Here is a 15,062-nt window from a genome sequence, read left to right as displayed (position 1 = left end):
TTGAAATAAATAACCGTTCCTCCTCGGAGGAACGGTTATTTGACTATGTAGAGACATAGTCTCGATTTGTGTATAATAAATACTGCAAATAACGGTCCCGACTTTTCTGAGAGTGAAAAGTCACCAAAATTAACTTAGGAGTGTGTATTTTTGATTTATAGCCAATGGAAGGATTCATGGTTTTTTAATATTCGTAAGGATGTTTTGTCTGGTATAACGGTTGCTTTGGCTTTAATTCCCGAAGCCATTGCGTTCTCTATTCTAGCCGGTGTAGACCCAATGGTTGGCTTGTATGCTTCTTTCATCATTGCCATAGTGATATCTTTCACAGGTGGCCGGATGGGGATGATTTCAGCTGCAACAGGTGCGATGGCCTCTCTAATGGGTCCTTTAGTTGCGAAATATGGAATTGAATATTTATTTGCAGCCAGTATTTTGACAGGTGTAATTCAATATGTGATGGGTGTTTTGAAATTTGGTAAATTCATTACGTTTATTCCGCACTCTGTCATTGTTGGGTTTGTTAATGCACTCGCCATTATTATTTTCATGGCTCAACTTACTAATTTCACCGGGGCAAGCTGGCAGATGTATGCCATGGTAGCTGGTACTTTGGCTATTATTTATTTGCTGCCTTTAATCACGAAAGCCATACCTTCTGCTTTGGTTGCCATTATTGTGATGACGATTCTGTCTATAAACTTACATCTAGATCTACGAACAGTTGGCGATATGGGTGAAATCACACAGACCTTGCCGTTCTTCCATATTCCTGACTTAACGTTAACTCTTCAAGCAATTGGCTATATATTACCTATTTCCTTGGCATTAGCCGTTGTAGGTATGACTGAATCCTTGATGACAGCAACGATTGTAGATGAAATGACCGAAACGAAAAGTGATAAAAATAAAGAGGTGAGAGGGCAGGGCATAGCCAATATCGTGTCTGGCTTTTTCGGTGGGATGGCAGGTTGTGCCATGATTGGTCAAACAGTCATAAACGTGAAATCGGGTGGTCGATCCCGACTATCTACCTTTGTTTCGGGGGTTTTCCTGCTGTTCTTAATTATGGTATTAGGCAATGTGGTCAAGCAAATTCCAATGGCCGCACTAGTAGGTGTAATGTTTATGGTATCCGTGGGCACATTTGATTGGCAGTCGCTTAGAACCTTAGTTAAAATTCCGCGGAGTGACGCGCTAGTCATGATCATTACCGTAGCCATCGTTGTAGCAACATCCAATTTAGCGATTGGCGTTTTATCAGGCGTTACGTTAAGTGCTTTGATATTTGGCTGGAGATCAGCCAAAATTAAGGCGCATACTTCAAACGACAAAAATGGCTCAAAAGTATATCGCATTTCTGGTCAGCTGTTTTTTGGAACTATGGCACATTTTATTGAGTTATTTGATCATAGGAACGACCCCGATACGATTACGATTGATTTCAGCTCGTCACATGTTTGGGATCATTCCGCTGTGACAGCTATAACCAAAACCATTACGAAATATGAGCAACTGAATAAAAAAGTCATCTGTATTGGTTTAAACGAGGAAAGTAAATTAATGATTGAACAAGTCAGATAGTCTGCTCTGCATAAAAAAGAGCCGCTGATTACCCTAATTCTTTACTGGGTAGTTTGCGGCTTTTTGTGATCACGAGCATGTTTATCGGGCAGAGTGCCTGTCGTCTGAATAAAATCTCACGCAGTAAATTCCGCATAAGCCCACTACCGTATAAATAATGCGGCTTAGACCGGAAGATTCACGATGAGAATCTCCTCCCAATAAAGCAGAAACTAAATCCCATTCGAAAAGCCCAACCAAGAGCCAATTCAGCGCACCAATAATGACTAGTGTTAACGCGAATTTTTTCATGTTATCACCTTCTTTATATGGAATAAGTTATCGTTATTCAATCTTACTATGCCATAATGCAGATGACATTATTCCTGGAGAATTTACCATCTTATCAGGTGTTTATGGGAAGGAAAGATTTTGCATACTACTCCTATACATGGATGATTCACCGTAAAGCTCTGAGGGGAGTGAGACCATGGTTCAGGATGGAAAACCATATCTATACATCCGGCTTCGCCGAAAAGCTAGTATTCGCAAGGGGAATGTCGTGTACTTACGTCATATCGCTCAGATCTTCGTGGAACCTGAATATGAGCAAGCTCTGAACGAGTTGATCATTCATCGTCCGCAACAAGAGGATGGCAATCGGGTTCTCATTGATATGATGCTGATCGTTCGTAAAGTGAAAGATCTTTATCCACAGCTGCAAATTGAGCATTTCGGAGAACCTCATGTGCTTCTCGAGATTATCTCCGATTCTAGAAAGCCAAGTCCAATACTTATCGGTTTGGTTTGGCTGCTTTTGTTCATCGGATCGGGGCTGGCCATCATGAATTTCCATGCGGATGTTTCTATGCTGGAAGTTCACCAACGCATTTATGAATTGATGACAGGGAAAAAGGTGGAGCATCCGCTCATTCTGCAAATCCCGTATTCCCTAGGTATTGGTGTTGGAATGGTCATTTTTTTCAACCACCTGTTCAAGAAGAAATTCAATGAAGAACCAAGCCCGCTGGAAGTGGAAATGTTCATGTACCAGGAAAATATAAACCATTATGTGATAACGGAAGAATATATCAAAATTCATGAGGAAGGAGATCGTGCGTGATTACCCTATTTGGGGAAGCCCTCTTGGCGGCTTTTATCGGATTAGCAGGTGGAATCGCTGTTGGCAGCGGCATGGTCGCGTTCCTTGTGGTACTGGATATTATTCCAAGACTTGCCCAGATCACACGCTCGTTTTCAAAAATACACGCTTATGAAGCGGCTGTTGTGATGGGTTCACTCTTATTTACATGGGTTGATTTTAGCGATGCTAAGCTGCACCTTTTTCCCATGGGAACAGCGGTAGTAGGTATTTTTGCCGGATGTTTTGTTGGCATGCTAGCGGCAGCGCTAACGGAAATCATTAACGTGCTGCCCATCCTCGCCAAGCGTGTTGGCATGGGATCCTATATGATTTTGCTTTTAATGGCGATGATTTTCGGTAAAGTATTTGGATCCTTGTTTGAGTGGTTGTTTTATTAACGTGTGTTGAAGGAGGAGTGCAAGTGAAGTTTATTGTGAAAAAAGGAAATGGAAGCGATAAGGATGACTCGAACGAATCAATCGAATCAAACGAATCACAGGGAGAGACAGAGAAGCTGGCCGTAGATGAGGAGGGGAATTTATCTGCTTACAATCCAATAACCGACATGACGCCTGAAGAAAAGGAGCTCAAAATTCAGGAAGATATCCCCAGAAGTATTCGAGAAGTTCGAAGGGTGCTGGAGGAACGAGTAGGACTCGATCGAAGCTTCGATCTCATACTCAGAGAAATGGTGTTCGGATCCAAGCGCGTAGGCATCTTCTATTGCAATGGATTTGCCAAAGATACGGTGTTAACAGATATCATTACACGTCTCACTTATGCGGATGAAGAATCCGTCTCGCATCATACATTGGAAGCATTCATTGAGAAATTAATTCCGCACATTCAAGTGAAGTCCTACAAGAAAATGTCTGAAGTCGTAGGACAAGTATTGATGGGCGGAACGGCGTTTTTCATTGAAGGGGAGACAGCAGGCATTACGATCGATGTTAAAAGTTATCCCGTTCGCTCGATCGCTGAGCCTGACTTAGAGCGGGTTGTTCGAGGTTCACGAGATGGCTTCGTGGAAACTCTTTTATTGAATGTGACATTAGTCAGACGAAGAATTCGCGATGAAAGATTTAAGCTGGAAATCTTGCAAATCGGCAAACGAACCAAAACGGATGTCTGTGTAGCTTATATTAACGATATTGCTGATGCGGACTTAGTCCAAGCTGTAAAAGATAAAATAAAGAATGTTGAAATAGACGGCCTTCCTCTGGCTGAGAAACAACTGGAAGAAGCGATTGTGAATAAGGGTTGGAACCCATACCCGATGGTTCGATATTCGGAACGGCCGGATGTTGTATCCGCCCATTTACTTGAAGGACATGTATGTGTTTTTGTGGACACGTCGCCGAGCGTCATGATCCTGCCGACAACGTTTTTCCATCATGTACAGCACGCAGAGGAATATCGACAAACGCCTTTCATCGGTACTTATTTAAGGTGGGTACGCTTTGCTGGCATTATGGCTTCGATTTTCCTGCTCCCTCTTTGGTTTATGATGGTAATGGATCCTTCCTTAAAGCCGCCTGGACTAGAATTTCTCGGTCCGCAGAAGGAAGGAACCCTGCCGCTATTGGTTCAGTTCTTGTTAGCGGATATAGGGATTGATCTCATGCGAATGGCAGCCGTACATACACCTACACCGCTCGCTACCGCAATGGGTTTGGTGGCAGCCATTTTGATTGGAGATATCGCGGTGAAAACCGGTCTTTTTATCAATGAGGTTATCCTGTATTTGGCACTCGCCTCCATTGGGATGTTCGCGACACCAAGCTATGAGCTGGGTTTAGCGAATCGAATTGTAAGGCTTGCGCTCTTAATCATCGTGGCGATCTTCCATGTGCCCGGTTTTGTAGTAGGCTCAACAATATGGTTGATTCTGCTAGCGACAAGAAAATCCTTTAATGCACCCTACATGTGGCCCTTTATTCCATTTAACGCCAAAAGCTTCTTTGCCATCCTGGTTCGGCGTCCGGTGCTTGCAGGCAAAACGCGGCTTAGTATTACAAAGCCGATCGATGGCACACGTCAACCAAAATCTAAATAGCAGAAAAAGGACAGGGAATTCTCTTGTCCTTTTTTGCTTTTATGTCGAAGCGTGTATTGTCAAAAGCGCATGCCATATGGTACTTTTAATAGTAATGTACATTAACCTCTTTGGCGGAATATAGCAAGAAGATGGTTCAGGGAGAGAGGGAAATAAAGCTATGTATTTACATGGTACTAGTAAAATAAACGACCAAGGCCACCTCGAAATCGGCGGTGTCGATGCAACGAAATTAGTTGCTGAATACGGCACACCTTTATATGTATTTGACGAAGCGTTAGTACGTGGGCGCTGCCGTGAATTCGTAGATGCTTTCAAAGCATCTGGTCTGAAATTCCAAGTGGCTTATGCAAGTAAAGCATTTTGCGTAATGGCCATGTGCCGAATTGTAGATGAAGAGGGAATGTCACTTGACGTTGTTTCCGATGGTGAGCTTTATACGGCGCTACAAGCCGGCTTCCCAGCGGACCGCATTCATTTCCATGGCAATAACAAAACAATCACTGAATTAGAAATGGCGATCGATGCCAAAATTGGCTGTTTCGTCGTAGATAACTTTATCGAACTTCAAATGTTGAATGCGATTGCCGGAGAGAAGCGCCAAAAGGTGAAGATCTTACTGCGTATTACGCCGGGTGTTGAGGCACACACGCATGAATATATTTCTACAGGCCAGACGGATTCCAAATTCGGTTTCGACATGGGCAATGGATCAGCATTCCGCGCTGTTCAAGAGGCTTCGCAATTAAGCAACGTGGAGCTATTGGGTGTTCATTCCCATATTGGTTCCCAAATTTTTGAAGTGGAAGGCTTCCGCATAGCTGCTGAGAAAGTGGCTGGCTTTGCCGTTCAAGTTCGGAAAGAAATAGGCGTTACGTTCAAGGTCATTAACCTTGGCGGCGGTTTTGGCATTCGCTATGTGAGCGAAGATAGCCCGCTTCCGGTTGCCGTTTATGTGAAAGCTATTACAGACGCGATTAAAGACAACTTCGGCAGCAATGATTTTCCAATGCCTGAAATTTGGGTTGAACCAGGCCGGAGCATCGTGGGTGACGCTGGAACTACGTTGTACACAGTAGGGACAACAAAGGATATTCCAGGAGTGCGTAAATATGTAGCTGTAGATGGCGGAATGACGGATAATCCGCGTCCTGCTTTGTATGATGCTGTGTATGAGGCAATGTTGGCTAACCGCGCTACAGAGCAACCAACAGAGGTTGTGTCTATAGCAGGGAAATGCTGTGAGAGCGGCGATATGCTGATCTGGGATCTGAACCTGCCAAAAGTAAATTCAGGTGACGTACTCGCTGTATCTTGCACAGGAGCATACAATTATGCAATGGCAAGCAATTATAACCGTATCCGCCGTCCTGGTGTTGTCTTCGTGAAAGATGGTCAAAGTGATCTTGTCGTGAAACGCGAAACGTTTGATAATATCGTTGGCAACGACATCATTCCTGCAAGAATGAAACAAATGAGCGAGACCGTTTAATTGGTTTTGAATAAAAAAGAAGGAAGCCTAGTTTCACGGGGTTTCCTTCTTTACGTTTGAGCGGGAAGCACATTTTCGCAGTCAAACAGGGCATGGTCGGGGGAGAATTGTGTTAGAAATATAGCGCAGTTTGTGAAATGGATGTTTTCATAGTAGAATAAGATATTATTTCCTAAAGGAGTGGACCACAAATGGCCAAACAAGCAAAAATTAAACTAGCAGGTGGCGGCGAAGTCGTTATCGATCTTTTCGAAAACGATGCACCGAATACTGTTGCTAACTTTGAAAAATTAGCAAACTCCGGTTTCTATAACGGACTTGTTTTTCATCGTGTTATTCCAGGATTCGTAGCACAAGGTGGCTGCCCTACTGGAACAGGAACTGGTGGCCCTGGTTACCAAATCGACTGTGAAATCAACCCGAACAAACATGAGCGCGGCTCTTTGGCTATGGCTCATGCGGGCAGAAATACAGGTGGAAGCCAGTTCTATATTGCTTACCAACCGCAACCGCATTTGGATGGACAACACACCGTATTCGGTAAAGTATCCAAAGGCATGGAATTAGTCGATGCTTTCAAAGGCAAAGATTTGATGGAGAAAGTTGAAGTTGTAGAAGTATAATTCGACATATTCGAAAAGAGGCCTGTTGATTTATTTCAATAGGTTTCTTTTTTGATTTAATTCCGAGTGAATTCATTGAAAAAGTAAGAAATTAATGTGAAAAGGAAAAAAGCACTTGCTTTTTGTAAGTGTGAGTGATAAATTTTTCATTACCAAAGTAATTTTTAGCTAGTTCTTAGTTGTAAGTTACTTTCATATGTATGCAAAACCTTCGGGGCGTGGTGAAATTCCACACCGGCGGTGATTCGATAGCATGTACCCGTTACATGGTTTCGATAAGTCCGTGACCCGTTTTGAAGCTAGCGGTACCTGACACACAGCTTCGCTACGGCTGATCCGGTGCAATTCCGGAACCGACAGTATAGTCTGGATGGGAGAAGGAAAACGCGAACATTTGATTCGCTATGCATGCTTGTACATTTTTTCACGTAAACAAAAATTCGGCAGGTCTGTTTTTTGAAGCAGATACGTCGTTGTTGTTTGATTTGATCAAAAATGCGGCAAGTATGGATGGATGAAGCTTCTTCGTGTTATCTAGACAATCTCTGGCCCCTATCCGATACACGGAGGGGCCTTTTTGCATTCAAATTTTGGAATGAACCTGAAAGGCGGTGAACTTCGTGCATGTACTGAATGACGAAGCTTACATGAGACTTGCTCTTCAAATGGCTGAAAGTGCTCTTGGTCAGACAGGGATTAATCCCGTAGTAGGGTGTGTCCTTGTTAAAAATGGACGCATTGTTGGCATGGGAGCGCACCTGAAGCGCGGACATGGCCATGCCGAGGTTCTCGCCTTGCAAATGGCAGGCGAGGAAGCTAAGGGCAGCACGGCTTATGTGACATTAGAGCCGTGCAGTCACTTTGGAAAGACGCCACCGTGCAGCGACCGACTCATTGAGGCCGGCGTGTCACGGGTTGTCGTCGCTGGAACGGATCCGAACCCGCAGGTTGCTGGGACTGGCATCGCTAAGCTGCGCGAGCACGGTCTCGACGTGGCGGTTGGGCTGCTTGCAGAGGAGGCCGCGGCAATGAACGAGGCCTTCAACAAATACATCGTCACCCGCATGCCTTATGTGACGATGAAGACGGCAAGCACGCTAGACGGTCGCATCGCCTCGAAGACCGGCGACAGCAAGTGGATCACGTCGCCAGCGTCGCGTGCCTTCGTTCATACCCTGCGCCATCGGCATCAGGGGATCATGGTCGGCGTCGGCACCGTCATCGCCGACGACCCGCTGCTGAGCGCGCGCGTCGACGTACCGGCTGTGCAGCCGGTACGGATCGTCGCGGACTCGCTCCTGCGAGTCCCGCTGGGCGCCCGGGTGCTCACGGAGCAGGATCGTCAGCCGACGATCCTGCTCGCGAGCGCACAGGCGCCCGCAGAGCGGCGTGCCGCGCTGGAAGCGCGCGGCATCACGGTCCTCACCTGCGGGGACGGCCCGCAGGTGGACCTGACGCTCGCCATGCGGCAGCTCGGCGAGCGCGAGATTGGCTCCATCCTCCTAGAGGGTGGAGGGAAGCTCAACGGCGCTATGCTGGAGCAGCGCCTGATCGACAAGCTGGTGCTGATGTTTGCGCCGAAACTCATCGGCGGAGGCTCTGCAGCACCTGTAAACATCAACTTCGATGGCTTCGCGAAGATGGATGATGCGATTACGCTCGACCGACTCAAGGTCGAGCAGTTCGGACCGGATATTTGCGTAACCGGCTATCCGAATTATAAGAGCTAACGAATGGAGGGCTTGCATGTTTACCGGAATTATCGAAGAAATCGGCCACATGCGCCGCATTCATAGTCAAGGGCAAGCGATGGTATTGACCATCGCAGCCAAGAAAGTACTAGAAGATGTCCACCTGGGTGACAGTATTTCTGTAAATGGCGTCTGTTTGACGGTTATATCCTTTGATAACGACTCATTTTCCGTGGATGTTATGCCAGAAACATACCGCAAGACGAATCTTCGCAAACTACAAACAGGCACACGCGTGAATTTGGAGCGAGCAATGTCAGCGAATGGCCGTTTCGGCGGGCATATTGTTCAAGGGCATGTAGATGCAATCGCAACGATCCTTTCACGAATACCCGAAGAAAATGCCGTTGTTTACCGGTTCGAACCGGAGAACAAGCATATTTTCCGATATATCATTTCCGGGGGTTCCATCACCGTTGACGGCATAAGCCTTACCGTTGTTGATGTAAATGATCGTGAAGTGGCGGTATCCATCATCCCGCATACCCTTGCTCAAACGGTCCTACATGATAAAAAGGCCGGGGATACAGTCAACATAGAATGCGATGTGCTAGGCAAATATATGGAGCGTCTACTAAAGTTCGGTCCATCTGAATCTTCGGATGGAAACGGGAAAAAGCAAAGTACGCTAACTGCGAGCTTTCTTGCCGATAACGGCTTTATGTAGGAACTTGAAAAAAGCTTTGCTATGCAAAGCTCAAGTTTACGCTTACGAAGCCAGCTTTGCTAAGCAAAGCTCAAGTTTAGGCTTACGAAGCCTGCTTTGCTAAACCAAAGCTCAGATTATGCTTACGAAGAAAGTTTTGCAAAAGCAAAACTCAAGTTTACGCTTACGAAGCCAGCTTTGCTAAAGCAAAGCTTTTAGGAGAGGTGAATATGACACAAATAAACTTCAACACCATAGACGAAGCGTTAGAGGATCTTAAACTTGGAAAAGTCATTATTGTTGTAGACGATGAGGATCGTGAGAACGAAGGCGATTTTATCGCACTTGCTGATAAAACTACGCCAGAAGTCATTAATTTCATGATCAGAGAGGGACGCGGGCTCGTTTGTGCACCTATAACGGAAGAACGTGCACAAGAACTTGAGCTGCCTCCCATGGTCGCTCGGAATACGGATTATCACGGAACAGCGTTTACCGTTTCTGTTGACCATATGGATACAAGCACAGGGATATCTGCGCATGAGCGTTCAAGAACGATTATGGGCTTGATTGATCCCGGAACAAAACCGCAGGATTTCCGCAGACCTGGCCATATTTTCCCTCTGATTGCCAAGAAGGGGGGCGTCCTTCGCAGAGCTGGACATACAGAAGCGACAATAGATCTAGCTATCTTGTGTGGCTCTTACCCAGCAGGCGTCATTTGTGAAGTCATCAAGGAAGACGGGACGATGGCTCGTGTACCGGATCTGATGGAGATTGCAACGAAACACGACTTGTGTATTATCACGATTCAGGACTTAATCCATTACAGGAATCAGCAGGAGAAATTAGTTGAACGTGAGGTTGAAATTAAACTTCCTACCGACTTCGGCGTTTTCAAGGCAATTGCCTATACGAACCTGCTTGATAACAAAGAACACGTAGCCCTTGTTAAAGGGACAATTGACCCTTCAAAACCGACTTTGGTACGTGTGCATTCCGAGTGTTTAACTGGGGATGTTTTCCATTCTCATCGCTGTGACTGCGGTCCACAATTGGATGCCGCATTAAAACAGATTGATGAAGAGGGCAATGGTGTATTATTATATATGCGACAGGAAGGCCGCGGAATCGGTTTAATCAATAAATTGAAGGCTTATGCCTTGCAAGAGCAGGGATTAGACACCGTAGAAGCGAATATTAAGCTAGGCTTTGCTCCAGATCTTCGGGATTATGGGATTGGTGCGCAAATTTTGAAAGATCTTGGCATCACGCAGCTTCGTCTATTAACGAATAATCCTCGCAAAATTAGAGGACTAGAAGGCTACGGCCTTGAAGTGGTTGAGCGGGTTCCGATTCAAATGGATAGTAAGGCTGATAACCTCCATTATTTACAAACGAAGAAAAACAAACTTGGTCATATGCTCAGTTTCCACGACTCGGGCAGCGGCATTTAAATCCAATCTAATCCAAATAATTGTTCAAATAAGAAAGGGAGTATCTCACCATGGCTAACATTTTTGAAGGACATTTAATTTCGCAAAATTTAAAATATGGTATCGTTGTAGGTCGTTTCAATGAATTTATTACATCCAAATTGTTGGGTGGCGCACAGGACGCTCTGAAACGTCATGGTGTCAATGAAGATGAAGTAGATATTGCTTGGGTTCCAGGCGCATTTGAACTTCCGTTAATCGCTCAAAAAATGGCAGAAAGCGGGAAATACGATGCTGTTATTACACTAGGTGCGGTAATTCGAGGATCAACACCGCATTTTGATTATGTGTGCAGCGAAGTAGCGAAAGGTGTTTCTGCTATTAACCTGAAAACAGGCGTACCTACGATTTTCGGCGTCTTGACTACAGATTCCATTGAGCAAGCGGTGGAACGCGCGGGTACCAAAGCTGGAAATAAAGGCTGGGAAGCTGCCGTAACAGCGATTGAAATGGCGAATTTGACGAAGCAATTCACTTCGTAATGCTTTCTTATTATCATCTGGAAACACTGCTGCCCAGGTTGTTCGCTTTTCTGATCGCAATGACGCTGCACGACGCAGCTCATTCGGGGGTAGCTTGGCTGCTCGGAGATCGTACAGCTCGAGAAAGCAAACGGTTATCGCTAAACCCCTTGGCACATTTAGATGCCTTGGGGCTAGCTATGATCATCTTCGGACCCTATGGCTGGTCGAAGAGATTACCGGTAGATGAATCACGATTTAAGAAAAGACCGAGGCTATCCCATACACTTGTTTATTTAGCGGGTCCTTTTACGAATTTGTTGCTCGTTTTGTTCTTCTGGTGGCTCTACTTCTTTCTTCCTGCTTTGTTAGGAGGGACCGAGTCCATAACCGTTGAACAGTGGCGAGTCTATTTGCAGTACTGCGTCATCGTTAATTTAATGATTTGTCTGATACATATGCTGCCCCTTTACCCGCTCGACGGATGGCATGTTTTGAAAGGACTTGTTCCTTCTCATAAGCAAGGCTGGTTTACACGGAATCAACGTTATGCACTTATTCTAGTTATTGTTTTATTGATTACACCAGTTGGTCAATGGGCGCTCGGACATGTTTATCCGTTTGCCGCGCAATTTGTTATGAATCTATTTTCAATATGACAAGGGGGAGAACGAAATGAAAGTAACCTATAAGCTAGAAGCATTTGAAGGCCCCCTTGATCTATTGCTTCATCTTATCGATAAAAATGAACTTGACATTTATAATATTCCGATCAAAGAAATTACAGACCAATACTTGGGTTATGTTCAAGCCATGCATGAATTGGAGCTGGATATTACGAGTGAATTTCTTGTGATGGCAGCAACTCTTCTCTCTATCAAGAGCAAAATGCTATTACCTAAGCCGCCTGTTATTGAATTTGATGAATATTTTGATGATATGGACGACTCGCTAGATCCTCGCGCAGAACTTGTTGCGAAGCTGATTGAATACCGAAAGTACAAATCGATTGCCGATATGCTTAGGGATAAAGAAGTAGAACGTAGTCTGGTTTACACGCGAGAACCTGAGGATTTGACATCATACTTGCCTGACATCCAGGAGAACCCGGTTGAGGGGCTTGATGTCGCAGATCTGTTGTTTGCCTTTCAGCGAACGCTAAGGAAGCTGGCTAACCGCAATGTGGTTACGAGAATACGTAGAGATGAAATATCTGTCAAAGAACGCATTAGAGAGGTAGTCGATTTACTTAGAGTTAAAGGCGGCAAGCTGCTTTTCTCGAAGCTATTCGATTACGAAATGACACGTGAAGAAATTGTTGTGACTTTCTTAGCGATACTCGAATTAATGAAAATGAAAAAAGTTATTTGCTATCAGTACAAGCTGTTTGAAGACATCGTCATCCAAGCGAAAGAGGAGGTTTCTGACATTGACACTCAATTTCCAACAGATGAAATCAATTATTGAAGGACTGCTCTTTGCCTCTGGCGACGAAGGTTTGGATGCCAAGCAATTAGCTGAAGTCATGGAGCTTGATCTTTATTTGGTTCGTGATCTGCTTAAAGATATGAGAACAGAGTTCAAACGAAAAGGTCGTGGCATTCAGATTGTGGAAGTAGCTGGAGCGTATCAGTTAACGACCTTAGCTGAGCATGCGCCCTATTTTGAACGATTAGCTTATTCACCTTCACGATCATCCTTATCGCAAGCCGCGTTAGAGACTTTATCCATCGTTGCTTATAAACAGCCAATTACAAGGGTCGAAATTGAGGAGATCCGCGGCGTGAAATGTGATCGGGCCTTGGCAACCTTAACGGGCAAAGACTTGATAACGGAAGTCGGACGCGCCGATGCGGTAGGTAGACCGATATTGTACGGAACCTCCAAGCAATTTCTAGAATACTTCGGGCTTAGTTCGATTACAGAGCTCCCAGATTCAGCAAGCTTCCAAGGGAATTTCGATCTTGAAGAAGAAACACGTCTATTATTTGACCGATTAGGCGGGGATCAGAAGCAGCTTACGCTTGAAGATGTAAATGATGAAACTGAATAAGAACCCGCTCACATGCATTTCATTTCCTTTTTAGGGTCATACTAACTCCACCTACGAGAAGACTTATTCTTGCAGGCGGAGTTTTTTGTTGAACGGAGTCTTTGGGCAATGCTCAAGATCCCAGAGCGGAGAGACTTTGAGCATAGCTCAAAGATCCCAGAGCGGAGAGACTTTGAGCATAGCTCAAAGATCCCAGAGCGGAGAGACTTTGAGCATAGCTCAAAGATCCCTATATTAGGAGGGATTCTAAGTTGTTGTGGCTGTGGATTGTGTTTCTTTTGATCATTTTTGCGATCATCGTTTTCTTATTCAGTTTCATTCGTGGAGAGTTCAACTTCACCAGAGTGAAGGACAACGATACGTTATCAGTGGAAATGCGGGCGCTATTCGGGCTTATACGCTATCGTTACGTCATTCCAATCATACAATTCAAAGGCTTTACGAAGGGGATCATGATTAAATCTGAAACCATAACCAAATCCAGTTCCGAACTTAAAGATGAAAACAAGGATCATATCACCAAAGAAAAAATAATCTACCTTTACAATCAAGCAAAGGAAGCACTTGTACATACATTAAACCTTTATGATTGGACGAAGCAGACATTAGCGAAAGTCGAATGTACCGATTTGAAATGGATAACTCGTGTAGGCGTAGGTGATGCTCCTGAAACAGCAATTACAACAGGGGCTATATGGGGAATCAAATCTTCGCTGCTTGGTTTTTCCATTCGCTATGTGAAATTAACGGCTAAGCCGCAGATTGATGTTATTCCGCAATACAATGAGAAACAATTTTCTACCGATTTTCGTTTTGCAGGACGTATCCGCGTATGGTTTGTAGTAGTTGCAGGAGTTCGTTTAATTAGCAGAGCTGCCAAAGTAAAAGGTGGTATTCGCATATGGATTCAAATTGTTTTGAAAACAATGAAGATAAGGTCACGAGTTAAAACTGCTTCTTAAAGTGTACATAACGATATTCCACTAAGGGCACTATACAAATGAACCATTATTGCATTTTGACGTTTTTGCTTCCGATGCCAGTTGATCTGGCTAACAATTCTAAGGAGGAATACGATCATGTCCGAACACCCGATTCAAGGCCTCATGAAAGTCGCCATGGAAAATATTAAAGAAATGGTCGACGTTAACACGATTGTCGGTGACCCTGTTGAAACGCCTGACGGTAGTGTTATCATGCCGATTTCCAAAGTAGGTTTCGGTTTTGCCGCAGGTGGCAGCGAATTCGTGACAGATTCAGAAATTGAAATCGAAGGCGGCACTGTAGGTAGAAGCGATGCACTGAATGCGAAGGTTGCTCTTCCTTTCGGTGGCGGTAGCGGCGGCGGGGTATCTATAACACCTATTGCTTTCCTCGTCGTAGGCAAGAATGGCGTGAAGGTTGTTCCGCTGGACAACCAAACACATATTCTTGAACGCCTCATTGACTCGGCACCGCAAGTGGTAGACAAAATCCAAAGCATGATTAAAGGTTTTGGCGCCAAGACACCACCTGCTGGTACTGTAGGTGCGACCGGGACAAATGTAACTAATATCGAAAATCAAAATTTCATTGTTTAGCTGATTGGCCTTCGTTTGAGCTGTCCTTTGGGGGCAGCTTTTTTTAATTTTGAAATTTTATGTTTTGGATTAGGCGATGTTGCATTTTCTACAACAATCCGGTCTAACCCCCTAATACTGGACACTAGTCGACTAAAGCAACAGATTACTTATTAAATTGCGAGTTTAAACGGCTTTACTTCATTTTTCTTTAACTT

The 15,062-nt window shown here is 44.6% G+C and carries 16 protein-coding genes and 1 riboswitch; of the genes, 15 read left to right on the top strand and 1 reads right to left on the bottom strand.

The window, feature by feature from the left end:
• Positions 1-153: 153 nt before the first annotated feature.
• Positions 154-1,584, top strand: coding sequence for a SulP family inorganic anion transporter (locus ASD40_RS27610; protein WP_057307054.1), 1,431 nt, complete (start codon positions 154-156; stop codon positions 1,582-1,584).
• A gap of 81 nt (positions 1,585-1,665) precedes the next feature.
• On the opposite strand, the gene ASD40_RS27605 is transcribed toward ASD40_RS27610, so the two are convergent.
• Positions 1,666-1,875, bottom strand: coding sequence for a DUF378 domain-containing protein (locus ASD40_RS27605; protein WP_057306365.1), 210 nt, complete (start codon positions 1,873-1,875; stop codon positions 1,666-1,668).
• 178 nt (positions 1,876-2,053) lie between these two features.
• Between ASD40_RS27605 and ASD40_RS27600 the strand changes: the two genes are divergently transcribed.
• From ASD40_RS27600 to ytfJ, 14 genes are all read left to right on the top strand, one after another.
• Positions 2,054-2,686, top strand: coding sequence for a stage V sporulation protein AA (locus tag ASD40_RS27600; RefSeq protein ID WP_057306364.1), 633 nt, complete (start codon positions 2,054-2,056; stop codon positions 2,684-2,686).
• Positions 2,683-3,105 (top strand): stage V sporulation protein AB, encoded by a 423-nt coding sequence (locus tag ASD40_RS27595; RefSeq protein ID WP_057306363.1) that lies wholly within the window; start codon positions 2,683-2,685, stop codon positions 3,103-3,105. The genes ASD40_RS27600 and ASD40_RS27595 overlap by 4 nt, the downstream gene beginning before the upstream one ends.
• Before the next feature lie 167 nt (positions 3,106-3,272).
• On the top strand, positions 3,273-4,763 hold the full coding sequence (locus tag ASD40_RS27590) for a spore germination protein (protein ID WP_082562564.1): 1,491 nt from the start codon (positions 3,273-3,275) through the stop codon (positions 4,761-4,763).
• Positions 4,764-4,923: 160 nt separating this feature from the next.
• Positions 4,924-6,255: a diaminopimelate decarboxylase gene (lysA, locus tag ASD40_RS27585; RefSeq protein WP_057306361.1), complete on the top strand. Its 1,332-nt coding sequence runs from the start codon at positions 4,924-4,926 to the stop codon at positions 6,253-6,255.
• A gap of 191 nt (positions 6,256-6,446) precedes the next feature.
• Positions 6,447-6,878, top strand: a complete 432-nt coding sequence (locus ASD40_RS27580) for a peptidylprolyl isomerase (protein WP_056837979.1) — start codon at positions 6,447-6,449, stop codon at positions 6,876-6,878.
• 203 nt (positions 6,879-7,081) lie between these two features.
• A riboswitch (FMN riboswitch) is annotated at positions 7,082-7,264 on the top strand.
• 234 nt (positions 7,265-7,498) lie between these two features.
• Positions 7,499-8,608 (top strand): bifunctional diaminohydroxyphosphoribosylaminopyrimidine deaminase/5-amino-6-(5-phosphoribosylamino)uracil reductase RibD, encoded by a 1,110-nt coding sequence (gene ribD / locus ASD40_RS27575; RefSeq protein WP_235549422.1) that lies wholly within the window; start codon positions 7,499-7,501, stop codon positions 8,606-8,608.
• Positions 8,609-8,624: 16 nt separating this feature from the next.
• Positions 8,625-9,296: a riboflavin synthase gene (gene ribE / locus ASD40_RS27570; RefSeq protein ID WP_057306360.1), complete on the top strand. Its 672-nt coding sequence runs from the start codon at positions 8,625-8,627 to the stop codon at positions 9,294-9,296.
• A gap of 209 nt (positions 9,297-9,505) precedes the next feature.
• Positions 9,506-10,732 (top strand): bifunctional 3,4-dihydroxy-2-butanone-4-phosphate synthase/GTP cyclohydrolase II, encoded by a 1,227-nt coding sequence (locus tag ASD40_RS27565; RefSeq protein WP_057306359.1) that lies wholly within the window; start codon positions 9,506-9,508, stop codon positions 10,730-10,732.
• Between the two features lie 50 nt (positions 10,733-10,782).
• Positions 10,783-11,253: a 6,7-dimethyl-8-ribityllumazine synthase gene (ribH, locus tag ASD40_RS27560; protein ID WP_029192962.1), complete on the top strand. Its 471-nt coding sequence runs from the start codon at positions 10,783-10,785 to the stop codon at positions 11,251-11,253.
• Entirely contained in the window at positions 11,253-11,891 is a 639-nt protein-coding gene (locus tag ASD40_RS27555) for a site-2 protease family protein (protein WP_057306358.1), read from the top strand. Before ribH ends, ASD40_RS27555 begins: the two co-directional genes overlap by 1 nt.
• Before the next feature lie 16 nt (positions 11,892-11,907).
• Complete coding sequence (locus ASD40_RS27550; RefSeq protein WP_057306357.1) at positions 11,908-12,699, top strand: segregation and condensation protein A; 792 nt, start codon at positions 11,908-11,910, stop codon at positions 12,697-12,699.
• Positions 12,683-13,285 (top strand): SMC-Scp complex subunit ScpB, encoded by a 603-nt coding sequence (gene scpB / locus ASD40_RS27545; RefSeq protein ID WP_057306356.1) that lies wholly within the window; start codon positions 12,683-12,685, stop codon positions 13,283-13,285. Before ASD40_RS27550 ends, scpB begins: the two co-directional genes overlap by 17 nt.
• Positions 13,286-13,536: 251 nt before the next feature.
• Entirely contained in the window at positions 13,537-14,247 is a 711-nt protein-coding gene (locus tag ASD40_RS27540) for a DUF2953 domain-containing protein (RefSeq protein WP_057306355.1), read from the top strand.
• Between the two features lie 117 nt (positions 14,248-14,364).
• A complete protein-coding gene (gene ytfJ / locus ASD40_RS27535) occupies positions 14,365-14,865 on the top strand; it encodes a GerW family sporulation protein (protein WP_057306354.1) in 501 nt (166 codons plus the stop codon).
• Positions 14,866-15,062: the final 197 nt, after the last annotated feature.

It is taken from the genome of Paenibacillus sp. Root444D2 (assembly GCF_001426375.1).
In the GTDB taxonomy this organism is placed as follows: Bacteria; Bacillota; Bacilli; order Paenibacillales; family NBRC-103111; genus Paenibacillus_E.
The sequence above is the reverse complement of the archived record's forward strand: the minus strand, read 5'-3'. Positions and strand labels throughout refer to the sequence as shown.